This is a genomic window from Trichlorobacter thiogenes (assembly GCF_900167465.1).
GTDB classification, from domain to species: domain Bacteria; phylum Desulfobacterota; class Desulfuromonadia; order Geobacterales; family Pseudopelobacteraceae; genus Trichlorobacter; species Trichlorobacter thiogenes.
In genome coordinates, this window is record NZ_FUWR01000012.1 from 84,178 (window position 1) to 109,897 (window position 25,720).

18 protein-coding genes are annotated in these 25,720 nt (G+C 54.3%); 9 read left to right on the top strand and 9 right to left on the bottom strand.

What is annotated here, in order from left to right:
• A complete protein-coding gene (nifD, locus tag B5D39_RS11200) occupies positions 1–1,446 on the top strand; it encodes a nitrogenase molybdenum-iron protein alpha chain (protein ID WP_078790560.1) in 1,446 nt (481 codons plus the stop codon).
• A gap of 135 nt (positions 1,447–1,581) precedes the next feature.
• Positions 1,582–3,051 carry a nitrogenase molybdenum-iron protein subunit beta gene (nifK, locus tag B5D39_RS11205; RefSeq protein WP_078790561.1) on the top strand — a complete coding sequence of 490 codons (1,470 nt, stop codon included), beginning with the start codon at positions 1,582–1,584 and terminating at the stop codon, positions 3,049–3,051.
• Positions 3,052–3,131: 80 nt separating this feature from the next.
• On the opposite strand, the gene B5D39_RS11210 is transcribed toward nifK, so the two are convergent.
• Both B5D39_RS11210 and B5D39_RS11215 read right to left on the bottom strand, forming a co-directional pair.
• Positions 3,132–3,434 (bottom strand): hypothetical protein, encoded by a 303-nt coding sequence (locus B5D39_RS11210; protein ID WP_078790562.1) that lies wholly within the window; start codon positions 3,432–3,434, stop codon positions 3,132–3,134.
• Positions 3,435–3,450: 16 nt separating this feature from the next.
• Complete coding sequence (locus B5D39_RS11215) at positions 3,451–3,771, bottom strand: hypothetical protein (protein ID WP_078790563.1); 321 nt, start codon at positions 3,769–3,771, stop codon at positions 3,451–3,453.
• Between the two features lie 475 nt (positions 3,772–4,246).
• Here B5D39_RS11215 and B5D39_RS11220 point away from each other — a divergent pair, with 475 nt between their 5' ends.
• Positions 4,247–6,994, top strand: a complete 2,748-nt coding sequence (locus B5D39_RS11220; RefSeq protein WP_078790564.1) for a bifunctional nitrogenase iron-molybdenum cofactor biosynthesis protein NifEN — start codon at positions 4,247–4,249, stop codon at positions 6,992–6,994.
• A 130-nt stretch (positions 6,995–7,124) separates the two neighbouring features.
• Here B5D39_RS11220 and creD read toward each other — a convergent pair whose 3' ends face one another.
• On the bottom strand, positions 7,125–8,450 hold the full coding sequence (creD, locus tag B5D39_RS11225; protein ID WP_078790565.1) for a cell envelope integrity protein CreD: 1,326 nt from the start codon (positions 8,448–8,450) through the stop codon (positions 7,125–7,127).
• A 168-nt stretch (positions 8,451–8,618) separates the two neighbouring features.
• Here creD and B5D39_RS11230 point away from each other — a divergent pair, with 168 nt between their 5' ends.
• Positions 8,619–9,338: a response regulator transcription factor gene (locus B5D39_RS11230; protein WP_208610578.1), complete on the top strand. Its 720-nt coding sequence runs from the start codon at positions 8,619–8,621 to the stop codon at positions 9,336–9,338.
• Entirely contained in the window at positions 9,335–10,954 is a 1,620-nt protein-coding gene (locus B5D39_RS11235) for a sensor histidine kinase (RefSeq protein WP_078790567.1), read from the top strand. The genes B5D39_RS11230 and B5D39_RS11235 overlap by 4 nt, the downstream gene beginning before the upstream one ends.
• Positions 10,955–10,996: 42 nt before the next feature.
• On the opposite strand, the gene B5D39_RS11240 is transcribed toward B5D39_RS11235, so the two are convergent.
• The 6 genes from B5D39_RS11240 to glmU all read right to left on the bottom strand — a co-directional run bounded on the left by B5D39_RS11240 (position 10,997) and on the right by glmU (position 19,266).
• A complete protein-coding gene (locus tag B5D39_RS11240) occupies positions 10,997–12,001 on the bottom strand; it encodes a GTP pyrophosphokinase (RefSeq protein WP_078790568.1) in 1,005 nt (334 codons plus the stop codon).
• 220 nt (positions 12,002–12,221) lie between these two features.
• Positions 12,222–15,041: an excinuclease ABC subunit UvrA gene (gene uvrA, locus B5D39_RS11245; RefSeq protein WP_078790569.1), complete on the bottom strand. Its 2,820-nt coding sequence runs from the start codon at positions 15,039–15,041 to the stop codon at positions 12,222–12,224.
• 16 nt (positions 15,042–15,057) lie between these two features.
• The gene (locus B5D39_RS11250; RefSeq protein WP_078790570.1) at positions 15,058–15,396 is read right to left on the bottom strand and encodes a hypothetical protein; all 339 of its coding nucleotides are present in this window, start codon (positions 15,394–15,396) and stop codon (positions 15,058–15,060) included.
• Complete coding sequence (locus B5D39_RS11255) at positions 15,396–15,656, bottom strand: ribbon-helix-helix domain-containing protein (protein WP_078790571.1); 261 nt, start codon at positions 15,654–15,656, stop codon at positions 15,396–15,398. Before B5D39_RS11255 ends, B5D39_RS11250 begins: the two co-directional genes overlap by 1 nt.
• A 123-nt stretch (positions 15,657–15,779) precedes the next feature.
• Complete coding sequence (locus tag B5D39_RS11260; RefSeq protein WP_078790572.1) at positions 15,780–17,891, bottom strand: EAL domain-containing response regulator; 2,112 nt, start codon at positions 17,889–17,891, stop codon at positions 15,780–15,782.
• A complete protein-coding gene (gene glmU, locus B5D39_RS11265; protein WP_078790573.1) occupies positions 17,884–19,266 on the bottom strand; it encodes a bifunctional UDP-N-acetylglucosamine diphosphorylase/glucosamine-1-phosphate N-acetyltransferase GlmU in 1,383 nt (460 codons plus the stop codon). Before glmU ends, B5D39_RS11260 begins: the two co-directional genes overlap by 8 nt.
• Positions 19,267–19,423: 157 nt before the next feature.
• Between glmU and B5D39_RS11270 the strand changes: the two genes are divergently transcribed.
• The 4 genes from B5D39_RS11270 (at position 19,424) to B5D39_RS11285 (ending at position 25,666) form a co-directional block, all read left to right on the top strand.
• Complete coding sequence (locus B5D39_RS11270; RefSeq protein WP_078790574.1) at positions 19,424–19,993, top strand: MXAN_5187 C-terminal domain-containing protein; 570 nt, start codon at positions 19,424–19,426, stop codon at positions 19,991–19,993.
• Positions 19,994–20,013: 20 nt separating this feature from the next.
• Positions 20,014–23,508, top strand: coding sequence for a transcription-repair coupling factor (gene mfd, locus B5D39_RS11275; RefSeq protein ID WP_078790575.1), 3,495 nt, complete (start codon positions 20,014–20,016; stop codon positions 23,506–23,508).
• 104 nt (positions 23,509–23,612) lie between these two features.
• Positions 23,613–24,530, top strand: coding sequence for a peptidylprolyl isomerase (locus tag B5D39_RS11280; RefSeq protein WP_078790576.1), 918 nt, complete (start codon positions 23,613–23,615; stop codon positions 24,528–24,530).
• Between the two features lie 65 nt (positions 24,531–24,595).
• Complete coding sequence (locus B5D39_RS11285) at positions 24,596–25,666, top strand: peptidylprolyl isomerase (protein WP_078790577.1); 1,071 nt, start codon at positions 24,596–24,598, stop codon at positions 25,664–25,666.
• Positions 25,667–25,720 lie beyond the last annotated feature (54 nt).

Genomic DNA, 25,720 nt, shown 5'->3' on the forward strand with positions numbered 1-25,720 from the left:
ATGTCAGATAAGATAAAGAACATAGACGGCATCACCAAAGAGTCTACCGAGGCCCTGATTGAGGAGACCTTGGCAGCCTACCCTGAAAAGGGCAGGAAGAAGCGGGCGCCCCACCTTGGCGCCAATGATCAAGGCTCAGGCTCTGCCTGCGTCAAGTCCAACAAGAAGACCGTACCTGGTGTCATGTCCGCCCGTGGTTGCGCCTATGCCGGTGCAAAAGGGGTGGTCTGGGGTCCGATCGGCGACATGGTCCACGTTTCCCACGGCCCGGTTGGCTGCGGTTGGTACTCATGGGGTACCCGGCGCAACCTGGTGTCCGGCATCAACGGCGTGACCCAGTTTGCCATGCAGTTCACCTCTGACTTCCAGGAAAAAGATATTGTCTACGGCGGCGACAAAAAGCTGAAGACCCTGCTGGAAGAGGCCAAAGGGCTGTTCCCGCTGGCCAAAGGTATCTCGGTACTGTCCGAATGTCCGGTTGGTCTGATCGGTGACGACATCAACTCTGTAGCCAAGGCATCTGCCAAGGAACTGGATCTGCCGATCATCCCCTGTAACTGTGAAGGTTTCCGTGGTGTTTCCCAGTCACTTGGCCACCATATCTCTAACGATACGATCCGTGACTACATCATTGAAACCCGGGAATTTGCCGAGCCATCCAGCCCCTATGATATCGCCCTGATCGGTGACTACAACATCGGCGGTGACGTCTGGGCAGCCAAGTCACTGCTGGAAGAGATCGGCCTGAACGTCAAGGCAACCTGGACCGGTGACGGCGAGCTAGAGAAGATTGCCGCAACCCATCAGGTCAAGCTGAACCTGATCCACTGCTACCGCTCCATGAACTACATGTGCAAGGTGATGGAAGAGAAGTACGGCATCCCCTGGCTGGAGTTCAACTTCTTCGGCCCCACCAAGATCCGTCAGAGCCTGCGCGCCATTGCCGAGCGGTTTGACGACACGATCAAAGAAAACGTTGAGCGGGTAATTGCCAAGTACGACCCGATCATGCAGGCGATTATCGATGAGTACAAACCACGCCTGGATGGCAAAAAAGTGATGCTGCTGGTTGGTGGTCTGCGCCCCCGTCACACTATCGGCGCATACGAAGATCTGGGGATGGAGTGCGTTGGTTCCGGCTACGAGTTTGCCCACACCGATGACTACGACCGTACCGCCCCTGAAATGCCCAACGCCACCGTGGTCTATGACGATCCGTCCGAGTATGAGTTTGAGAAGTTTGCCCATGCACTGAAGCCAGACCTGATCGGTTCCGGTATCAAAGAGAAGTATGTCTTCCAGAAAATGGGGATACCGTTCCGTCAGATGCACAGCTGGGATTATTCCGGTCCCTACCACGCTTATCAGGGCTTTGAGATCTTTGCCCGCGACGTGGACATGGCAGTGAACAGCCCCACCTGGAAACTGGTTAAGGCACCTTTTTAACCCCCCTCTCTCCCCCCTTGTCAGGGGGGAAGTGTAACGCCCGCTTCCTACCTCCTCCCCTGACAAGGGGAGGCCGGGAGGGGTTTAATAAAAATCTGCCGTGGCACAGATTGGTGCCCGGAGAGGAGATATATCATGGCTAACCTACTCGGACTTGAAGTCAAAAAAATAGTGGCGACCCCGCCGGAAGAGATAGAGCGGGTTAAAAACTGGATCAACTCGGAAGAGTATAAAGAGCAGAACTTTGCCCGTCAGGCGCTGGTGATCAACCCGGCCCACGCCTGCCAGCCTCTGGGCGCTCAGCTGGCCGCACACGGCTTTGAAGGAACCCTGCCGTTTGTGCATGGCTCACAGGGCTGCGCATCCTACTATCGTTCTACCCTTAACCGGCATTTCCGTGAGCCAGCACCTGCGGTTTCCGATGCCATGACCGAGGACGGCGCGGTGTTCGGTGGTCAGAACAACCTGCATGAAGGCCTGGAAAACGCCGTTGCCCTCTACAAGCCCAAGATGATAGCAGTCTTTACCTCCTGTATGCCAGAGGTTATCGGCGACGACCTGACCGCCTTTATCAAAAATGCACGCACCAAAGGCCATGTACCCAAGGATATGCCGGTACCGTTTGCCAACACCCCCAGCTTCAACGGCACCCATATCCATGGTTATGATTCAATGCTGCTTTCGATCCTGCAGACTCTGACCGAAGGCAAGCAGGTTGAAGGTCGCTGCACCGGCAAGCTGAACCTGATTGCAGGCTGCGATTTTAACACCGCGGATTACCGTGAATACAAGCGGATCATGAAAGAGTTCGGCGTACCGCTTACCGTACTGGCCGACATCGCTGACAGCTTTGATTCACCCTGCAACGGTACCTATAACATCTACGCTGGCGGCACCCCGCTGGAAGATGCTGCTGATTCAATTAACGGCAAGGCCACCATGACCCTGGGACCCTACGCAACCCCCAAGACCTTCAGCTGGATCAAGGACAACTATGCGGGCAAGCATGTCTCCCTGCCGATGCCGATGGGTATTGAGAAGACCGATGCCATGATCATGAAGGTTGCCGAGCTGTTCGGCAAGGAAGTACCTGAATCGCTGAAAAATGAGCGTGGCCGTGCAGTTGACGCCATGACCGACGCCCAGCAGTACATGCACGGCAAGAAGTTTGCCGTCTATGGCGACCCGGACTACCTGGTGGGTTATGTATCCTTCCTGCTGGAAATGGGCGCCCATCCGTACCATATCGTCTGCAGCCGTGGTTCCAAAAAGCTGGAAAAAGAGCTGCAAGGTCTGCTGGATGGCTCCATGTACGGTAAAGGCTGCAAGATCTACATGAACAAGGACCTCTGGCACCTGCGCAGTCTGGTGATGACCGATCCGGTTGATGCCATGATTGGTGATTCACACGGCAAGTTTGCTGCACGCGATGCCAATATCCCGCTGTTCCGTTTCGGCTTCCCGGTCTTTGACCGGGTCAATATGCACCGTTACCCACGGATCGGCTATCAGGGTGTGATCTACATGGTGAGCCAGATCTGCAACAAGTTCCTGGATATTAAGGATGAGACTTGTGAGGATCGCTTCTTTGAATTGATGCGGTAGCAACCTCGATTGAGTTTACACACGAACAGGCGTCCCGATTTTCCGGGGCGCCTGTTCGTGTGTACAGACTATTCAGGTTACTATGCCTGTGCGCTGAAGCTCCCCGGCTGACGAATATTGGGGTTAGGGCTTGAGTTGCCACCGCTGTTATTACTTGTGCTGCTTTGGGTGTCCTCAGGCTTGCTGTTATTGGTACCGCCGGTCATCTGCAGCGCCTGCTGCGAGATGGTCACCGTATCGGTCTGAGCGGCCTTGGCCGGTTTCTGGGCATCCTGATTACCTTGTTGGATTGCCCCGGACTGTGTCTCTGTTGTCTTTGCAGACGGGTTAACATACGGGCTGTTGGTTGCTAAACTGTTGGGCGATATCTGACTGATTGACATGATAACCACCTCCTTCTTAAGCGGTTGTTGATACAGTTGGTGTACTGCTACTCATACCTTGTGAACTTTGTAAACTCTGCTTATCAGCGTATGAGATATTTAATGGTGTCGGTACGATCATTCGTAATATCTCACGATACAATGCCGGTGAACTCTCCTTCAGCAGCTTTAATTCTTCACTGTTTCCCATATAGGGCGGATAGCTCTTGCTGGCTGCCTTATATGGTTTTTTTTCTTCTGCCTCCGTTGCCGCCTGCTGCTTTACAGCCTCTTGTTTAACCGCCTCCTGCTTGATTTCAGACTTTTGTTCGTGCTGCTGAATCAATGCCTTGCTCATATCCAAAGCAGTACTTGATAGCGTTACAGAGTCCTGAGACGAAGCCTGACTGTTGCTGCTCGTTGACGGTTTGGTGGTCGGTGCAGACGGAGTCGGCTGCGTAGAGGGGGCCTCGCTCTTGACAGGAACAGCGGGCAGATCAGGCATTGAAGGCGTTATGTTTGTGGTTACCGGGGTTACCATGGCACTCACCCACAGAATTCAGTACGTTCTTAGCTATTATCCTATGCTCTTTGCACCTGTAAATCAAGAGAGTTATTAACAAGATCAGAGCGTTTGAAGAGCCCCATACGCACAGCTTTTTTGCAGCAGATCAGCAAACTGTATATTTCATCGGCAACTCGAGCTAATGACAAGCTTGCACGACACGACGAATTGACTCGTTTTTTAGCAAAAACAGCCAATTGCGCTGTTGGCACGCCCAGTGCAAAGTCAGGTCACGGGCAGCAACGATGCCGCCTGTTGCGAGGTTACTATGGCAAAACCTGATTGGTACGATACTGACAATTGCGAGACCCATGATAAGGGGGCTCCTAAGTTCTGTAAAAAGTCTGAACCTGGTGAAGGGACTGAACGTTCCTGTGCCTATGACGGTGCCCGGGTCGTCTTGATGCCGGTGACCGACGCAATCCATCTGGTGCATGGCCCGATCGCCTGTGCCGGCAACTCCTGGGACAACCGGGGTGCCCGTTCATCAGACTCGCAGCTGTACCGCCGTGGCTTTACCACCGAGATGCTGGAAAATGACGTGATCTTTGGTGGCGAAAAGAAACTGTACAAGGCGATCATTGATCTGGCCGGTCGCTACCCTGAAGCCAAAGGGATGTTTGTCTACGCCACCTGCGTCACTGCCATGACCGGTGATGATATTGAATCGGTCTGCGCTGCTGCCCAGGAAAAGGTCAGCATACCGCTGGTGCCGGTCAACACCCCCGGCTTTATTGGCGACAAGAACATCGGCAACCGCCTGGCTGGTGAAATATTATTCAAAAAAGTTATCGGCACAGCAGAGCCTCCGGTGCTAGGCGAATACCCGATCAACCTGATCGGCGAATACAACATCGCCGGTGACCTGTGGGGGATGCTACCGCTGTTTGACCGGCTGGGAATCCAGATCCTTTCCTGCTTCTCCGGTGATGCCAAGTTTGAGGAGCTGCGCTACGCCCACCGGGCCAAGCTGAACATCATCATCTGTTCCAAGAGCCTGACCAACCTGGCCAAGAAGATGCAAAAGATCTACGGCATGCCGTACCTGGAAGAGTCGTTCTACGGCCTGACCGATATCGCCAAGGCGTTGCGTAACATCGCCATTGCCCTGGATGACGCGGTCAATGGGCTTGAAAAACGGATCATGCAGGATCGGGTTGAACGGCTGCTGGAAGAGGAAGAGGCCACATGCCGCCAGCGGCTGGCCCCCTACCGCGCCCGACTGGAAGGCAAACGGGCTGTGCTGTTCACCGGCGGGGTCAAGACCTGGTCCATGGTTAATGCCCTGCGTGAGCTGGGGGTAGAGATCCTGGCAGCCGGCACCCAGAACTCCACCCTGGAAGACTTCTACCGGATGAAGGCCTTGATGCACAAAGATGCCAAGATCATTGAAGACACCTCCACTGCCGGTCTGCTTGGGGTGATGAAAGAAAAGATGCCGGACCTGATCGTGGCTGGCGGCAAGACCAAATTTCTGGCCTTAAAGACCAAGACCCCGTTCCTTGACATCAACCATGGCCGATCCCATCCATACGCAGGTTACGAGGGGATGGTGACCTTTGCCAAGCAGCTTGATCTGACCGTTAACAACCCGATCTGGCCGCTCTTGAACAGCCCTGATCCGTGGGAAACCGATACAACGCCGCTGGTGAACGCTGCCCGCAACCATGCTGTCACCTATCTGGCAGAAGATCTGGCAGCCTCACGGGTGGCAGTACCGAAAAAGGCAGCCACGGTCAACCCGCAGAAAAACTCACCGGCATTGGGTGCAACACTGGCTTACCTGGGAATCGATCAGATGCTGGGACTGCTGCACGGCGCACAGGGCTGCTCTACCTTTATCAGGTTACAGCTGTCACGGCACTTCAAGGAATCTATCGCCCTGAACGCCACTGCCATGAGCGAAGACAGCGCCATCTTTGGTGGTTGGGAAAACCTGAAAAAAGGGATCGGACGGGTGATTGAGAAGTTTGGCCCCAAGGTGGTGGGGGTGATGACCTCCGGCCTGACCGAGACCATGGGGGATGATGTCCGCTCTGCCATCCATCAGTTCCGTGTGGAACATCCAGAACATGATGGGGTTCCGATTATCTGGGCCTCCACCCCGGACTACTGCGGTTCACTGCAGGAAGGCTATGCCAACACCGTTGAGGCAATTCTGGCCACCCTGCCGGAAGCAGGTGAACCGATCCCCGGCCAGATCAATCTGGTGCCAGGGGCGCAGTTGACCCCGGCGGATGTGGAGGAGCTGAAAGAGCTGATCGAATCATTCGGCCTGAGCGTGCTCTGTGTCCCGGACATCGCCAATGCCCTGGACGGCCATATTGATGCCGATGTCTCGCCCCTTTCCACCGGCGGCATCAGCGTCGATAAAATCAAACAGGCCGGTCGCAGCATCGCCACCTTGTATGTGGGTGATTCACTGGCCAAGGCAGCTAGTCAACTGGAAGAACGGCTGGGCATACCAGCCTATGGCTTTACCTCTTTGACCGGCATGGCAGAGACCGACCGCTTCATGGCAACCCTGTCAGCCATCAGTGGCAATGCAATACCGGAGAAGCACCAGCGTTGGAGATCCAGACTGGCTGATGCGCTGGTGGACAGTCACTACCAGTTTGGCAACAAAAACGTTGCCATCGCCCTTGAGGCCGACCACCTGAAAGGGATGACCCGCTTTCTGGCAGGCATGGGCTGCAAGATTCAAGCAGCCCTGGCCGCCACCCGTACCCGCGGCCTGGACAGTCTGCCCTGCGACAACGTCTTTGTGGGTGATCTTGAGGATCTTGAAACCGCTGCCATTGGTGCTGACCTGCTGGTGGCCAACAGTAACGGCAGGCAGGCAGCAGCCAAGCTGAAGATCGGCGCCCATTTACGAACCGGCCTGCCAGTGTTTGACCGGTTAGGGGCGCACCAGAAGATGTGGGTTGGCTATCGCGGCACCCTGAATCTGGTGTTTGAAGTGGCAAACCTGTTCCAGGCCAACGCAAAGGATGCCCAGAAGCTGGCACATAACTGACAAAGCAGATTCTGTAAAATGGACACAGAAAAGCCGCGTTACTGGTTAACGCGGCTTTTCTTGTGGTTATTCAATCGTAGTAACGCAAGCATACAAGGCTGGCAACATCACACATTAATCACCAGCTATTTTACACCTGGCCGCCTCCATTACTGACCCCGTACCAGTCAATCCGCCGGGTCAGGAACATCACGGCCGACAGCACCACAAACATGCCGACACTGCCGATCAACAGGGCATAATCCTCCTGCTGCAGGATGACATACAGAAAGCCGTACAGAAAGCTCATCAGCCCGCCAATGGTGAGGGATACCCGCAGCGACCTGAGCACCGCCTTTGAGTACAGGCTGACCAGCAAGGTAGAGGCGATGCCGGACACCAGGTAGGCAATTGCAAAGCTGCTGTGTTCTGAAACCGAAAGCAGCAGGACATAGAAGAGACAGATGGCGCAGCCGATCAGCAGGTACTGGATCGGGTGGACCCTGATTTTGTTAATCACCTCGGTGATAAAGAAGGCCACCAGGGTCAGGATGATAAACAGCACCGCGTATTTGGCAGATCGCATGCTCTTCTGGTACTCATCCACCGGGTAAAACAGTTTGGTGCCAAAGGCCGACTCCATCACTTTATCGTTCCCGCCGCTCCACTGTTGCGGATAGCTGCGGTTCAGGTGCAGCACTTTCCAGGTTGCGTTAAAGCCTTTGTCATTGATCACCCGCTCATCCGGCAGGAACGGGCCGATAAAGCTGGGGCTTTTCCAGCTTGAGGCAAGCTGGACCGTGGTGGTCTTGCCCAGTGGCAGGAACATAATCTGGCCGCTGCCGTTCAGGTTCAGGGATATCTGGAAATGATACCTGTTTTTTGCTGCACTGACCGGCACCTTGCTGTTGATACCGGATGTCATGATGGATTGTACGCCTACGCCGGGATTGATCGGATACTGTCCCCCCTCCCAGATCAGCTGGCTGTTTTCTTTCAGACCACGCAAGTCAGGCAGCCCCACTGAGACTACCGCGCCATCCCAGATAATATCCTGTTCCGGTATCCCCAGCTCGGCCAGACCGGCAGTGGTGAATTCTGCCCCTACCTGCAACGCGGCATTGTAGACCACCACCTGATAGATGCCTCGATAGCGGGAATCAGGTTTGATGGTACCGTTTATCTGTAACTGCTCCGGCAACAGATGGGCATGCTCAATGACCATGGAACGTTTACCTTTATCATCGGTAACGTAGCTGCGATAGGGGATGGTCAGCACCGGCCCGGCAATGGTCTGCTCCTTGCCCCACTTTCCGCCAACATCCGCTACCACCTCTTTTCTGCGCATATCCCGTTCATGGATGATCCCCTTCACCATCTCTACCGGCACCAACAATGCCAGAACCAATCCTGCAATAACCAGCAGCTTGGTCATTGCCGACTGCCCCATACGACTGAACCTGCTCCCTTCGCTCATAGCTCACCTCCAACCAGAATTTGTCTCAGAATGGCAGATCGGTTTGCAGTGGGTATGAACATCTTCAGGAGATTTCAAGGAAGTTTGGTGCAGATTTTGTGCAAGGGTACTTGCATCATGTCCTGCCCTGGGGTACGGTCTGAATATTATGAGGATAAGGAGCGGCATGTGGATTCCAGCAAACGGATACTGCTTGTTGATGATGACCCCAATATCCTGCAGGTGGCAGGCTTTGCCCTGCAGAAAAGCGGCTACCGGATCATTACCGCCAAGGATGGCAGCGAGGCACTGCCCCTGTTCCGTGCAGAAAAACCGGATCTGGTGGTGTTGGATATCATGATGCCGGAATGTGACGGCACTGACCTCTGCAGGATCATCCGCAAGGAATCTGATACACCGGTAATTTTTCTTTCTTCAATGAGTGATGAAATTGACAAGATTGTCGGCCTGGAACTGGGGGCAGATGACTACCTTACCAAGCCGTTCAGCCCCAGAGAACTGGTGGCCCGGATCAAGACTGTGCTCAGGCGCAGTACTGCTCAAACCAAACCGGAAGACACCTCACCATCTGACTTATTCTGTCATCATGGCAAGCTTAAACTCGATTCAGAAAGGTTTCAGGTCTTCTGGGACAGTAACGAAATCAGCCTTACCGCCACAGAATTCTGTCTGCTTAAAATCCTGCTTTCCTTTCCCGGCAAGGTGTTCAGCCGCGCTGAACTGGTGGAGCGGACCTACGGCGGCGCCACCTTTGTCAGTGACCGCACCGTAGACAGCCATATCAGACATATCAGGGACAAATTCAGACCTTTTACTGCAGATTTGATCGAGACCCTGCATGGTATCGGTTACAAGCTCTCAGACTGTTGTCAGGACTCTGACCAATGACCTTCCGCCCCAGACTCCGCACCCTGCTGCTGGTCATCAACCTGATCATCCTGCTGCTGCCGCTGGGCGGGATCACCATGTTGCGCCTGTATGAAAACGAGCTGGTGCGCCAGACTGAATCTGAACTGATCGGCCAGACCGTATTGCTCTCCACCGCCTTTAAAGAGGCCTACCGCAAAAGTGCTTCAATCAGAAAAGAACGCCTGCCGACTCCAGAAACAGAGGAGGAGGACGAAGCAGAAGCCGCCCCACAACCAATTGATACAACCCTTGCCCCCATCGCACCGACCCTTGATCTGGCCCAGACGGTCATTCTCCCGCCAGCACCGGCACCAACCCCGGCTTCGCAACCCGGTGACCCGGCTGCAGTCACTGCCGCCAGAACCCTTACACCGCTTCTGGCAACAGCGCGGAAAAACCTGCTTTCAGGCACACGGATTGTTGACTTCAGGGGCACTATTGTGGCCAGCAGCAGCACTGACGAGGGGCAGTCTTTAAGTGGCTGGAGCGAAGTGGCACGGGCACTGGCCGGAGAGACCACCAGCCAGCTACGCATCCGCAACTCCAAATGGTCCACCCCTGCCCTGGGCTCAATCAGCCGTGGCGCACGAATCCGCATCTTTGTGGCCCACCCTGTTATCCTTGAAAATCGGATCATCGGTGCAGTGGTTATGTCCCGCACCCCTCTTGAAGTAACCAAGGCACTCTACCTGATCCGCTTTCACCTGCTTAAAACCGGTTTGGCCATCGGTAGTGTGGCACTGGCAATCACCCTGTTGCTGGCCTACTACCTGAACAGACCGCTAAAACGCCTGATCAAACAGGCAGAGTTGGCCCAAACCGGACATACCTTTGCAGCAACCCCAGAATCAGCCGGCATCAGGGAGTTTGACCAACTCTCAGCCGCTCTGACCCGCATGGCCGGCACCATTGAGGCCCGTTCCGGGTATATCCGCAGTTTTGCCGCTACAGTCTCCCATGAATTCAAGACACCACTGACGTCGCTACGTGGTGCCATGGAGCTTTTACAGGAGCATTATGACGGAATGAGTCAGGAAGAGCGGGAGCGTTTCCTCACCATTATTCAGCAGGAAACCGGCAGGTTGGAACAGTTGGTGGGCAGGTTGCTGGAACTGGCCCGGGCCGATGCCTATACCCCCGGCAATGAGCAGGCACCTGTTATGCGTCTGTTGGAAGAAACCGCTGCCCAATATCGGGCCAAAGGACTCAGCATTACGCTCTCAGGCGAAAACCTTACTGCATCCGCCTGCATCGCCCCGGATCTGCTTGCCAGCATCTTTGCCAACATCTTTGGCAATACCCTGATGCACAACGGGCCTGGCACAGAGGTAGTTGTTACCCTGCAGCAGATCCGTCGGCCCGGAGGCCTGGATCAGGCAGAACTGTTTTTTTCAGACAACGGCAAGGGGATATCAGCGGCCAATGCAGAAAAGATCTTCAAGCCGTTCTTCACCACAGCCAGGGAGCATGGTGGAAGTGGGCTCGGCCTGTCTATTATCAGATCACTGCTGGAGGCACATGGCGGGTCAGTGGAATTACAAGAGGTCGAAAAAGGGGCAGCCTTCAGGGTTGTGCTGCCGCTCTGCAAGGGGTGAACGGTTCTGAGGCACCACCGGCTTGACCGGTGGTGCCGATTGTTAGGCTGATTTTGCTACTTTTATCCGCTTACGAGTTTTTTCTACAAGCTCAGAAATATGCTCTGGCAAATCTTTTGATCGTGACTTCCAGTAGTTATCAGATGTTAAATCCAAAATATGTCTAGCAACTCCGACTTGTGCCCATTGATGACCCTTTTTCCCGTCGAATGATGCCTTCTCATCTTCATTCATAAAGTCTGCCGACAGTACACGACCTTTTTCTAGATCTTTAAGGGTAACTTTCAATTTCTGCATTTCAGAGAGGAGCTTTTCGGTTTCTTTTAGTTCACGATGTCGATTTGGAAAATAGAAGTCGAGAAAGGCTTGAAGAATATCAATGTTAAGCGGTTGTGAAGTGTCAAAGCCTTTAGAATCTTCCCTGGCATTTCTAACTAATGTTTGTTGGTATTCGATTTTATGGCTACGAAGGAGGTCAAATTCCTGATCGGCCATTTCGAAAAGAGCACTTAATTGAAAAATTCGCCGCAAAAATTGTGGTGGTACTTGATCTTTAGACTTGTAAGAAAGATTGTGGGAGATATTTGCCCATGCATGCATAAGTATGGTGCGGACTTGTATTTCCGCTCGAATATCTTTAAGGCCTCGATAATTCGGTGCGGTGAGCCAGTCCTCACTTATTGTGACTATTAAATGACTCGATCTATAACCGAATTGGTCAGCATTCAATTCATTTTCTTTGTTTATAAAATCATGAATTATAAATTCGTCTTTTATTATTTTTTCTATACGTTCAATGTCTGTCGGGTAAAAAGCAATAATGCGAATACCACATAAGTCATCGTCCTGCTCAAAGGGATCTTTATATTGCTTTCTTTCAATCTTTTCATAAAATGATTCAAAATCCTTAACCCTATAACTTACTCCAAATACATCTATTTCATTTTGTTCAAGGAATTGTTCTAGTGCAGCTTTAATATTATTGCCAAGTCGCTCCAGTCGTGGTCGCATCTCTTCATATTTCTGGCGAAGGCTCTGAATATCCATTTTTCACCTCGTCTTATTCTAATTTGAGCCTAACTCTTATTGACCGGTTCACGCGCGTGAACCGGTCAACCTCCCAAACGGAACATTTCTTCAGGATTTTTCACTCGCTTACCAAGACTCGTAGATTGTGATTTTCTTTCCGCTCTTTGCGTTCTCTTGCGGCAAAAAGCACTTAATACCTTGAAAATCCCGCATGCCAAGCAGGATTTTCAAGGTACATTTACAACATCTTCCGCAGGAACTGGCCGGTCCAGGATCTGGTGACCTTGGCCACCTGTTCCGGCGTACCGGCTGCCACCAGTTCACCACCCCGGTCGCCCCCTTCAGGCCCCAGATCCACAATCCAGTCGGCAGTCTTGATCACATCCAGGTTGTGTTCAATGATCACGATGGTGTTACCGGTATCCACCAGCCGGTGCAGCACATCCAGCAGCTTGGCAATATCGGCAAAATGCAGGCCGGTGGTCGGTTCGTCAAGGATGTAGATGGTACGTCCGGTGGCCCGTTTTGAAAGTTCCTTGGACAGCTTGACCCGCTGGGCCTCACCGCCGGAGAGAGTGGTGGCAGACTGCCCCAGGGTGATGTAGCCCAGTCCCACCTCCACCAGGGTTTTAAGTTTGTTCTTGATCTTCGGGATCGCCCCCAGAAACTCCAGCGCCTGCTCCACGGTCAGGTTCAGCACGTCGGCAATGGACTTGCCTTTGTAGTGCACCTCCAGGGTCTCGCGGTTGTAGCGGGCACCCTTGCAGACATCACACTGCACATAGACATCCGGCAGGAAGTGCATCTCTATCTTGAGGATACCGTCGCCGGAGCAGGCCTCGCAGCGCCCGCCTTTTACGTTAAAAGAATAGCGGCCCGGCTTGTAGCCCCGCACCTTTGATTCAGGCAGGTTGGCAAACAGGTCGCGGATATCGCTGAATACGCCGGTGTAGGTAGCCGGGTTACTGCGGGGGGTACGGCCGATGGGAGACTGGTCAATGTTGATTACCTTGTCCAGATGTTCCAGACCCAGGATATCCTTGACCGCACCGGCTTTTTCACGACTGCGATACAACCGCTGGGACAGCACCTTGTGCAGGGTGTCGATGATCAGGGTGGATTTGCCGGAGCCGGAAACACCGGTCACGCAGGTCATTACCCCCAGCGGGATATCCACATCAATCCCTTTCAGGTTGTTCTCCGTTGCCCCTTTGATAGTGATGCTGCGCTCAGCCTTGCGCCGTTTCTTGGGCACCGGAATGGTCAGCTCACCGGACAGATAGCGTCCGGTCAGGGAAGCCGGGTTGGCCATGATCTCTTTGGGGGTCCCCTGGGCCACCACCTCACCACCGTGGACACCGGCGCCAGGCCCCATATCCAGCACATAATCAGCAGCCAGGATGGTGTCTTCGTCATGCTCCACCACCAGCACGGTGTTGCCGATATCCCGCAGGTGACGCAGGGTGGTCAGCAAACGGTCATTATCCCGCTGGTGCAGGCCGATGGACGGTTCATCCAGAATATACAGCACCCCCACCAGTGACGAGCCGATCTGGGTGGCCAACCGGATCCGCTGGCCTTCACCACCGGACAGGGTGCCGGAAGTACGATCCAGCGAGAGGTAATCCAGCCCGACATTAACCAGAAAGCCGAGCCGTTCCTTAATCTCCTTCAGTATCCGCCGGGCGATCTCCTGATCCTTGTCAGACAGCTGCAGATGCTCAAAAAAGTTTTGACAGTCACGAATTGCAAGAGCGGTCACCTGCTGGATGTTCTGCCCGCCCACCAGAATATGCAGCGCCTCCGGCTTCAAGCGGGCGCCGTTGCAGGTGGGGCACGGCATCACGTTCATGTAGGGGGCCAGCTCTTCGCGGATCATCTCTGATTCGGTCTCGCGGTAGCGTCGTTCCAGATTGGTCAGAACCCCTTCAAACTCCTTCTTGTAGGTATGACGTTTGCCCCGTTCATCCTCCCACCAGAATTCAAGCTGCTCACCGCCTGTCCCCTCCAGGATCACCCGTTGCACGGTTTCTGACAGTTCCTGAAACGGCGTATTCAGGTCAAAGCGATAGGAGCGGGACAGGGACTCAAGAATCATCTGATGGAAGGGAGAACCCAGCCGTTTTTCCCACGGCGCAATCGCCCCTTCCCGGATAGAGAGCAGTGGATTGGGAATCACCAGCTCGGCATCAAAGTACATCCGGGTACCCAGGCCGGTACAGTCCGGGCAGGCACCATAGGGATTGTTGAAGGAGAACATCCGGGGCGCGATCTCGGGGTAGGAGATACCGCATTCGATGCAAGCCAGTTTTTCAGAGAAAATGATCGGCAGTTTTTCTCCCACCACCTCCACCTTGACGATCCCTTCGGCATGGCCCAGGGCGGTTTCCAGCGAATCAGCCAGACGGCGGCTGATTCCTTCCTTCACCACCAGGCGATCCACCACAATATCGATATCGTGTTTTTTCTTCTTGTCCAGTTCGATCTCTTCGGCCAGCTCCCGCTGCACACCGTCAATCACGACGCGGGTAAAGCCTTCCTTACGCAACTGCTGCAGCTCTTTCTTATACTCCCCTTTGCGGCCACGGATCATCGGTGCCAGCAGCAGCAGTTTGCTCCCCTCCGGCAGGGTCATGATCCGGTCCACCATCTGGGACACGGTCTGGGCCGTGATCGGCTTGCCACAGCTATGACAGTGGGGTTGCCCAATCCGGGCAAACAGCAGACGCAGGTAATCGTAGATCTCAGTGACGGTGCCAACGGTGGAACGGGGGTTCTTGGAGGTGGTCTTCTGCTCAATGGAGATGGCCGGAGAAAGCCCTTCGATGGACTCCACGTCCGGCTTTTCCATCTGCTCCAGAAACTGGCGGGCATAGGCGGAGAGCGACTCCACATAGCGGCGCTGCCCCTCGGCATAGATGGTATCAAAGGCCAGGGTGGACTTGCCGGAGCCGGACAGACCGGTGATTACCACCAGCTGATCACGGGGGATAGTGACATCAATACATTTAAGGTTGTGCTCGTTGGCACCTTTGATGATGATCTGGTCGTGATGCATGGAGTGTCCTTGTTACTCAGCGTTGCCAAATACGAAGCGAATTTACGGTCATTCGTGATCCTGAACAATGCCAGAGCGAAATCAGACCAACGTAGTCATTGTACAGCTCATGAATCAGACAGTACCGGGCCGGGCCGCAATCAAAATAGAGCTCCCGCAGCATGACCTGATGCTCAGCAAGCAGGTACGGTACCTGAACGCCAAGTAGATTGTTATCATGCAGAAGTTGTTCTGTTTTTTGGACTTCTGCAAGAAACAGTAGCGCGATCTCAGGGCGGTAGCGTTCTGCCAGATCACTGGCGTACTTCCTGATCCTGGTTTTATATTCGCCTGATCGTCTAAGCGGCAGAGCCATTAACGCTGGATCTCCCTGCCTACGGTTTCAAAAAAAGCATCATCTTCGGCAACCAGCTCTCCAAGACCAGAGCGCAGCTCATACCAACCCCGCTCAACCGAATCAAGAAACTGCTGCTGTTCGTCAACGTAGCGCACATACATCCTGATTGAATCGCGCACCACGTCCTGCTCAGAACGACCAGTAAGACGTGAAATCCTCTTCAGGTTCTGTCCGTCATCTTCCTCAAGCCGGAGCCCTAATTGACAGGTTTTAGCCATGGCGCACCTCTCCGATAACATTGATATCAAAATATATCACAACTAGTTGGATGGCAAGAAAATACCCCCGGTAGCATTAAGCGCCGGGGGCAAGGCAAACAGAAAACAATCATGATGCATGGTTTAGAACAAAATCCCTTTACGAAGAAACTCTTCCGCAGCCGCAGCAGGTACCGGCTTACTGAACAGAAACCCCTGTATTTCGCGGCAACCGTAGCTTTTCAGCAGTTCAAGCTGGTCATGGTCTTCCACCCCTTCAGCAGTCACTTCCATCTTAAGGGTATGGGCCATATCGATGATGATCTTGGCAATGGCGCGGTCGTCAGGACTGGTAATGATGTCACGCACAAAAGAGCGATCGATCTTAAGCCGCCCCAGGGGGAAATTCTTGAGGTACGCCAGGGATGAATAACCGGTGCCAAAGTCATCAATAGACAGACTGCATCCCATACCGGAAAGGGCCTGCAACAGCTGCTGGTTCTCTGCAGCGTTGCGCATCAGGATACTCTCGGTCAGCTCCAGTTCCAGCCAGCTTGCGCCAAGCCCGGTTTCCAGCAGGATTGATGCCACCACCTGATCAAGCTTGGTCCGAAACTGCTTGCCCGACAGGTTGACCGCCATGCGAACCGGCGGCAACCCCGCATCCTGCCAGGCCTTGGCCTGACGACAGGCAGTACGGATGACCCACTCGCCAATGGAGAGGATCAGGCCGGTCTCCTCTGCCAGAGGAATGAATTTTTCCGGAGAGATCATGCCCAATTCAGGATGATGCCAGCGCAACAACGCCTCAAAGCCGATGATGGTTCGCTTCACCACATCCACCTGGGCCTGATAGAAAAGCTCAAACTCATCCCGCTCCAGTGCCCGGCGCAACGAGCTTTCCAGCACCATCCGCTCCATCACCTTGACATTCAGGTCGCTGGAGAAAAACTGGAAATTATTGCGATCCATATCCTTGGCCTGGTACATGGCCAAGTCAGCATGCTTGAGCAGTGACTGAACATCGCCACCATCGGTGGGATACACCGCCACACCGATACTGGTAGTCAGGTACAGTTCCTGTCCTTCAATCACGAATGGTTCTGAGATAATCGCCAAAATCTTGCTGGCAGCACTGCTGACACCGTCTTCATCGGCAACAAGATTTAAGATAACAACAAACTCATCCCCCCCGACCCTGGCCAGGGTATCGCTTTCCCGGACACAGACCCGCAGCCGCTCGGCCACGGTGCGTAACAGCTGATCACCGGCCTTGTGCCCCAGGGATTCATTAACCCCTTTAAAACGGTCTAAATCCAGAAACAACACCCCGACGCTGCCTTTCATCCGGGCTGATTGGACAATGGCCTGCTGCAAACGATCATGCAACAGGTTGCGATTGGGCAAGCCGGTCAGACTGTCGTAATTGGCGAGGTGATGAATTTCCTGTTCTGCCCTGGTCCTGTCCGTAACATCCAGCAGGGTACCCACCAAAAGCACTGCACGACCGTCGTGATCGCATTCAAGCTCTGCCTGGCTGGCCACCACAATCTCAGCGCCGCTGCAGGTGGCAATCCGGTAGGTCATATCAAGACTCCGACCGGACTCAATGGTGGCACCCAGGGCCTTTCTGACAACCGGGATATCTGAAGGATTTATCTGATGGTAGAGCCATTCAAGGGAGACCTGGGGAGCAGTAACGGCATCATACCCCAGGATAGAAAACAGTTCCGGTGAAAAATAAAGCTCATTGGTCTGCAGATTCCACTCCCAGCTGCCGATCCGGGCGATCCGCTGGGCCCGGGACAATCGCAGGTCACTCTGACGCAATGCCTCTTCAGCCAGTTCCAGGCGTTGCTTGACAGCAGCTTCTTCCAAGGCACGGGATACCACCACCGGCAGTCGATCCAACAGGGCGGTATCCTTAACAATAAAATCACTGGCCCCTTGCTTGATCATCTGCACAGCCAGGTTTGAATCGTCACGCCCCGTAACAACGACAAAAGGAATCCGGCGAGCCTGGGCATGCATGGCGGCAATAAACGCCTCACCAGTCATATCGGGCAGGGTGTAATCCAGCAACAGCAAACTGGCCGGATGGCTGGCAAGCCAGGCCAGGGCAGCAGCCCCGCTGGATGACGTATGACACTGATACCCCTCTTCTCGCAGGGTACCGGCAACCAGCTCACCAAACGGGAGATTATCCTCAACCACCAGGATAATGCCGCTGGTTATGTGGCGATCCGAATCAGGCATTATCTCTCTTTTTCAGGCACCAACCATCCTTGTTCACCTGCGGGGTGCGGGCTATGGCAAGGGAATCAGGCGGCACATCCTGAGTAACGGTAGTACCAGCCGCAATCAAGGCATTGGCCCCCACCGTCACCGGCGCCACCAGCTGCACATCACTACCCACAAAGACCCCATCTCCAATCACGGTCTTGTGTTTGCGCTTACCATCATAATTACAGGTAATGGTACCGCAACCAATGTTGACATCTCGCCCCACCTCTGCATCCCCAAGGTAGGTCAGGTGAGAGGCCTTTGAGCCGACCCCCATCACCACCTTTTTGGTTTCCACAAAATTGCCGATCTTGACCTGGGCCTGCAATACCGTTCCGGGCCGCAGATGGGCCATCGGGCCGATAGCAACATCCTCAAAGACCTGCGATTCAGCCAGCACGCTGCCTGCCTTGAGATGCACCCGATCAGCGATACTGCAGTCGGTTACCTGGACATTACTCTCAAGCTCACAGCCGGAACCGATGGTTGTGCTGCCGCGCAGGACACAACCAGGCCAGATAATGGTATCGCTCCCCACCTGCACACCGGCATCAATGTAGGTCTGAGCAGGGTCAACCAGAGTTACCCCGGACAGCATCAGCTGCAGGTTGATCCGCTGACGCAGGACGCTGGCAGCATGGGCCAGCTGCACCCGATCATTGACCCCCATGATCTCATCAGGGTCATCGGCAACAACCGCTGCACAACCGGCATGTTCTGCCACAGCTATCCCCACCAGGTCGGTCAGATAGTATTCATTCTGGGCATTTTCACTGCCCAGACGCCCGATATGGTCCCTTAAAAAAGCAAGATCCATGCAGTAGATACCACTATTCACTTCATCAATCGCCTGTTCTTCAGGGCTGGCATCTTTTTGTTCAACAATCCGCCGCACCCGGCCTTCACTGTCCCGAACAATTCTACCGTAGCCAAACGGCCTGTCCAGTCTGGCGGTCAGCACCGTTACGGCAGCGCCAGAGGCAGCATGTTCGCTGGCCAGATGCTGCAGGGTCGCCCCGGTTAACAGCGGGGTATCGCCGCAAAGGATCAAGACCGATCCGGTCAGGCCACCCAACTGAGACAGCGAGCAGGAAACCGCATGTCCGGTACCCAGCTGTTCCTCCTGCAGGGCGATCCTGATCCCGGTGTCAGTAGCAAAGCGTTTCTGCACCAGATCCGCCTGATGGCCTGCAACAACCACGATCTGAGCAGCTCCGGCTTCTCTGGCTGCAGCAAGGGGCCAGCCCAGCATAGGCCTGCCGGCCAGCTCATGCAGGACCTTAACCAGCCCTGATTTCATGCGGGTTCCCTTGCCTGCTGCAAGTATCAACGCTGCGCTTACTGACATAGACGCACTCCAAGATAAGGTTTATCTATGTTTTATAGCCGCCAGCACTGGCAGCGTCAAGGTCTTATCAGCATAATTATTGGCATAATTACTTTACAGCACTATCATTTGACCCTATAGTTTTCAGGCTAAAAACTACCGCTGCACAAAGAGACTTATGGGAATCGCCGAAGACCTGCTCATACTGGAAACCCGTCTGAAAGAGCTGATAACCAGCTATGAACAGTACTTTATCGGACTGGAAAAGCGGGAACCGCTCAAGCTGGCAGAAGAAGTAGAAAAGCTGGTCCGCCGCTATGCCGGCACCCCGATCAACAACACGATGTACAAGCACCGCTACAATAATCTCGTGGCACGGCTCAACACCTACCGCCAGCAGTGGACCCGGATTCTGCGTGAAATCGAAGAGGGACGCTACTCCCGCGACCGCTTCAAGGCAGCATTACACAAATCTTCGGCCCCTGCCAAACCATCACCTAAAACCGAAGAACCCAACCCGCAGCAGAAGGAGCTTGAGCGGGTCTATGCTGAACTGGTTGAGGCCCGCCGCAGCTGTCACCTGCCGATTGATGGCATGAGCCGCGAACAGCTGGCAGCAACACTTGATAAACAACGACCACTGATTTCCCAAAAACTGGGGACCAGTGATATTCAGTTCCGGGTTGTGGTTGAGGGGGGCAAGCCCAAGATCAAGGCCGGTTCAAAGCATAAAAACTCCCACGAATAGCCCGTATTCACTACCAAATTATGCCTGATTCCAGATCACCACACCCCTGTATACCAACTCTGCCGCGTCTGGCCGAACAGTTAAAGCAGGGCACCACCCAGGTGACCCTGGGTGGCCTGACCGGCTCAGCCCCTGCCTTGGCAATTGCAGAATTTTCCCGGCTTCTTCCACGCCAGATCGTTGTCATAGCTGCCGATCAAACCGCTGCCGACGAACTTACCCGCGAACTCCTGTTTTTTAACGCCGCCAATGTCAGCCCTTTTCCAACCTGGGACGTCAATCCCTTTGAAGCGGCCTCCCCCCATCCTGACATCAGTGGTGCCCGGCTGGATACACTGCAACGCCTGCTGCAGGGCGATCCCTGCACTGTTGTCGCGCCAATAGCTGCATTGCTGCAACGGATTATTCCCCGTTCTATTCTGTCCGGAGCATCCTGCACGATTAAACCTGGCGATGAGCCGGACCGCGACACCCTGCTGGAACAGTTGGTCAGGATGGGCTACAGCAACTGCCCTCTGGTTGAAGAACGGGGCAGTTTTGCCGTTCGGGGAGGTATTCTTGACATTTTCCCGCCCAGCCTGCCCCGCCCGGTTCGGATTGAGTTCTTTGGTGATACCGTTGAAACCCTGCGCAGCTTTGACCCGCTGAACCAACGCTCACTGGAACCGCTGCCCTGCCTGAGCCTGCTACCCTCACGGGAACTGGTGCTTTCTCCGGCATCACTGCAGGAGTTTATAACACGGCTCAAGACACGGGCTGACCAACTTGATATCCCGGCTGACCGCCGTCGCCAACTGGTGGCCGAGCTGCAGGGGGCAAGCTATCCAGCTGGCATTGAATTTCTCCAGCCCCTCTTCCATACCGATCTGCAACCGTTCTTTTCCTACCTGCAGAAACCGCTGCTGGTGTTGATGGAACCTGACCAGCTCCACCAATCAGCGCTGCACCACCAGACAGAGGTGGCAAATGGCGTACAGAAGGCGGCTTCTGAAGAGCGACTGCACCCGGATCCAGAGCAGCTGTATCTGGCACCTGATGAGCTGTTCCAGTTGGTAGACCGGCATCAGCAACTATCCTGCAGACGGTTGGCCATTGCCGATGGGAGTGGAACCACACTGTTCCCGATCAGATCGGAGGACAATACAGACCTGCGGATCAGTATGGCTCGAGATCAACAGCACCTGCTCGGCCCGCTGGTGGAGCGTCTGAAACAATGGCAAGCTGCTGACTGGCGTACCCTGGTGGTCTGTCACCACCCTAGTCAGGCCGAACGGCTGCAAGAGCTGCTTACCCCCTACGGCATCAGCTGTCCCCTCAGTGCGACTGATCCGTTTAGCCCTGCATTGCCGACCACTGACGCAGGACTGCTGCTGACAATCGGCGATTTATCCCGCGGTTTCAGGTTGCCGGACTCAAAACTGGCGGTGATTGCAGAAGAAGAGCTGTTTGGCAAGCGGACCCGCCGCAAGAGCGGTGTTACGGCCCTGCGTACCAAGCAGATTCTGGCTTCGCTGGCAGAGCTGAAACCGGGTGATGCCATGGTCCACGTTGATCACGGCATTGGCATCTACCGTGGTCTGCAGCACCTGAAGACCGGTGCAGTGGAAGGTGATTTTCTACTATTGGAGTATGCCGGTAACGACAAGCTCTATCTGCCGATTGACCGGTTGGGGTTGGTGCAGCGTTATGCAGGCGGCGAAGGGGCCACACCATCCCCAGCCAAATTGGGTGGGCCCGGCTGGGAAAAGACCCGCAGCAAGGCCCGCAAAAACATTGAAGAGCTGGCTGCTGAGTTGCTGGAGGTCTACGCCAAACGTCAGGCCAGCCAGGGCTACAGTTTTTCACCTCCAGATGAGATGTTCCGTGAGTTTGAGGCCACCTTCCCCTGGGAGGAAACCCCGGACCAGCTTTCAGCCATACAGGATGTGCTGGGGGATATGCAGCATTCCCGCCCGATGGACCGGCTGGTCTGTGGTGATGTCGGCTACGGCAAGACCGAAGTGGCGTTGCGAGCCGCCTTCAAGGCGGTACTGGATGGTAAACAGGTGGCGTTACTGGTTCCCACCACTATCCTGGCATCGCAACATTTCGAGACCTTTTGTAACCGTTTGAAGGACTATCCCGTTTCCATCGAGATGCTTTCCCGCTTCCGCACCGCCAAAGAACAGAAAGAGTCGTTGGAGCGGCTGAAAAGCGGTAAGCTGGACATCATCATCGGCACCCACCGCCTGCTGCAGAAGGATGTGGCCTTTAAAGATCTGGGACTATTGATCGTGGATGAGGAACAGCGCTTCGGGGTCAAAGACAAGGAACGGCTTAAATCATACCGGGCCAGTGTTGATATCATGACGCTGACTGCCACGCCGATCCCCCGCACCCTGCACCTCTCCATGCTGGGCATCCGGGACCTTTCCATCATCGACACCCCACCGGTTGACCGCCAGGCGATCAAGACTGTGGTGGCACGGGATACCGATGACCTGATCAGGGATGCAATCACTCGAGAACTGGAGCGGGACGGCCAGGTGTTCTACGTCCATAACCGGGTTCACTCCATCGGCATTGTGGCAGAGCGATTGCGTCAACTGGTGCCCCAGGCACGGATCAGCGTAGCCCACGGTCAGATGGAGGAAAAGGAGCTGGAAAAGGTGATGCTGGGCTTCATGCATGGCCAGAGCGATCTACTGCTGACCACCACCATCATCGAATCCGGCCTGGATATCCCCCGGGCCAACACCATGATCGTTGACCGGGCCGACACCTTTGGTCTTTCACAGCTGTACCAGCTGCGGGGGAGGATCGGCCGCTCCACAGTCAAAAGCTATGCCTATCTGTTGATCCCTGGTGCCGGCAGCATCACGCAAGATGCGCGGGAGCGGTTAAAAATCATTCAGGACATCTCTGAGCTGGGGGCTGGCTTCCGTATTGCCACCCATGACCTGGAACTACGCGGAGCCGGTGATATGCTGGGGCCACGTCAGTCCGGCACCGTGGCTGATATCGGTTTTGAGCTGTACACCCAGATGCTGGAAGAGGCGATCGCCGGACTGAAGGGTGAAGAGCTTGAAGAACGCTGTGAACCGGAGATAAATCTGGCCATTGCCGCCTTTATCCCCGAAACCTACATCCCGGACACCAATCAGCGGCTGGTCCTGTACAAACGTCTGGTGCAGGCCGAGTCCAACGAGGATGTGACCGAGGTGGTCAGCGAAATGCATGACCGCTATGGCCGTCCGCCGCTGGCTGCCCAGACCCTGGCCCGGATCATGGAGCTGCGGATCAGACTGAAGCAGCTGAAGGTTCTGAAGGTTGACGCCGACGCCAAACGGCTCTGCCTAAGCTTCCACCCCAGGACAAACGTCAGCCCGGAAACCCTGATCAACCTGATCCGCACCGCACCGGCCACCTACCAGTTTACCCCTGATCACCGTCTGCTGGTGAATCTGCCGCCAAACAGTACGAATACCGACACCCTTGAGTCCCTGGCTTCTACGCTCACCCTGCTTGGTGCCTGACCAGACCTGCTGCCTAGAACAGAGCCTTGCAACCGGTTGGCAAGCTATGGTAGATTCTCTAAGTTTCATCAACTCTTACTTAGTTATTAAAAGGAGTCCTCACCGTGAACATCCGTACTTTTCTTAGTGTAACTATTGCCATCGTTGCCACTACAGGCCTGGTTGCCTGTCAGGGAGGCGGTTCCAGCAGCAATTCAACTGCCAGCAAGGATGCCAAGGTGATTGCCACTGTAAACGGCGCAAAGATCACCAGCGAAGATTTTGATCGTGAAGTAAAGGCACTGCCTGAGTATATCCGTGCCATGGCTGACAGCCCACAGGGCAAAAAAGAGATGATTGACACCCTGGTGATGCGGGAGCTGATCCTCCAGCAAGCTGCCAAAGACGGCGTTGACAAGGGCAAAGATATTGAAGAGAAACTTGCCGAACTGAAAAAGCGGATTATTGTTGACACCTACCTCAAGAAAAAGGTGGAAACCGAATCCAAGATCAGTGACGAAGAGCTGAAGAAGTTTTACGAGCAGAACATTGACAAGTTCAAGGCGGGTGAGCAGATCCGTGCCAGCCATATCCTGGTTAAAAACGAGCAGGATGCACAAGCCATCCTTGATCAATTGAAAAAAGGCGGCAACTTTGAAGAGCTGGCAAAGACCAAGTCAGCTGATTCATCCGCAGCCAAAGGCGGTGACCTGGGCTGGTTCGGCAAGGGCAATATGGTTCCCGCCTTTGAAAAAGCAGCCATGGCTCTGAAGGAAGGTCAACTGTCCGGTATCGTTAAAAGCGACTTCGGCTATCACATCATCAAGCTGACCGGCAAGCGTGCTGCAGGAACCCGTCCTTTTGACGAAGTCAAAGAGCAGATCAAAGGCGCCATTATGCCCCAGAAGCAGCAACAGGTATTCATGAAGCTGAAGGAAGACCTGAAAAAAGGGGCCAAGATCGAAATGACTGAGCCTCAAGCAGCACCCGCAACCAATTCAGCCGTTCCCGCACCCGCTGCTCCGGCAGCTGCAAAGAAATAGTTCATTATTAACCTGATCTGAACCGGACATCCTGATGGTTGTCCGGTTCATTTTCTGAGGTATCCATGAATCAGCTTCGCCTTTTAATCCCTGCCTCGCTATTGGCCACTCTTCTTCTGGCCGGTTGCGCCTCTAAGCCTGATGTCGTAACTGATACTGCCAACAAGCAGCCACCCCCAACCCTGATCGCCCCCAAGCTGCCACCATTGCCGGCCGGAGCCAAGCGGGTCAACGGTATTGCCGCCATTGTTAACGATGATGTCATCACCTTCCGTGATGTATTGCGGGAGTCACAGCCGGTTATCCAGGATGCCCAGAAAAAAGGGCTGGTTGATGACAAGGCCCGCCATGACCTGCGCGTTACGGTGCTTGATCGCATGATTGACAAGATGATTACCGATCAAAAGGTTAAGGAGTTGGGAATCAAAATCGGTGATGATGAAATCCGTCAAGCCGTGGATGATGTCAAACGCCAGAACAACAACATGACCCAGAGTCAACTGGAAGCTGCCCTCAAGGCGCAGGGCTACACCTTTTCCCAGTATGAAGGACAACTACGTGAACAGTTGGAGCGTTTGCGCCTGGTGAGCATGGAGGTCCGTTCAAAGGTGCATGTTGGGGATAAGGAAGCAGAACAGTACTACACAGCCCACCAAGATAAATATGCAGAAGAGGAAACCTTCAAGGCCCGCCACATCTTTATCAAGGTGGATGAGAAGGCTCCGGCTGCAGAAATCCAGCAGGCCATGAACAAGGCATTGAAGGTACTGTTTGAGGCCCGTCAGGGCAAAGATTTTATCGCCCTTGCAAAAGAATATTCCGATGATCCTGCTGCTAAAAAAGATGGCGGTGATCTCGGTAGTTTCAAGAAGGGCGAAATGCTGGCCGATCTGGAAAAAGCGATCCTGCCTCTTAAACCCGGCGAAGTCGGTGAACTGGTTAATACCCCGTCCGGCCTGCACATTGTCAAGCTGGATGAGCGCTCAACCGGCAAGGTAAAGTCTTTTGAGTCGGTCAAAGCCGATATTAAAGAACTTCTGTACCGCCAAAAGCAGGATGAGCGTTTCAGTTCATGGATGAAGGAATTACGATCAAAGGCGAGTATTGTGATCAAGGATGGTAGCGGAATCATCTGATACAACCCGCCAGATTCGCATTGTTACAGACAAACTGCCCCGGCAACCATCAGG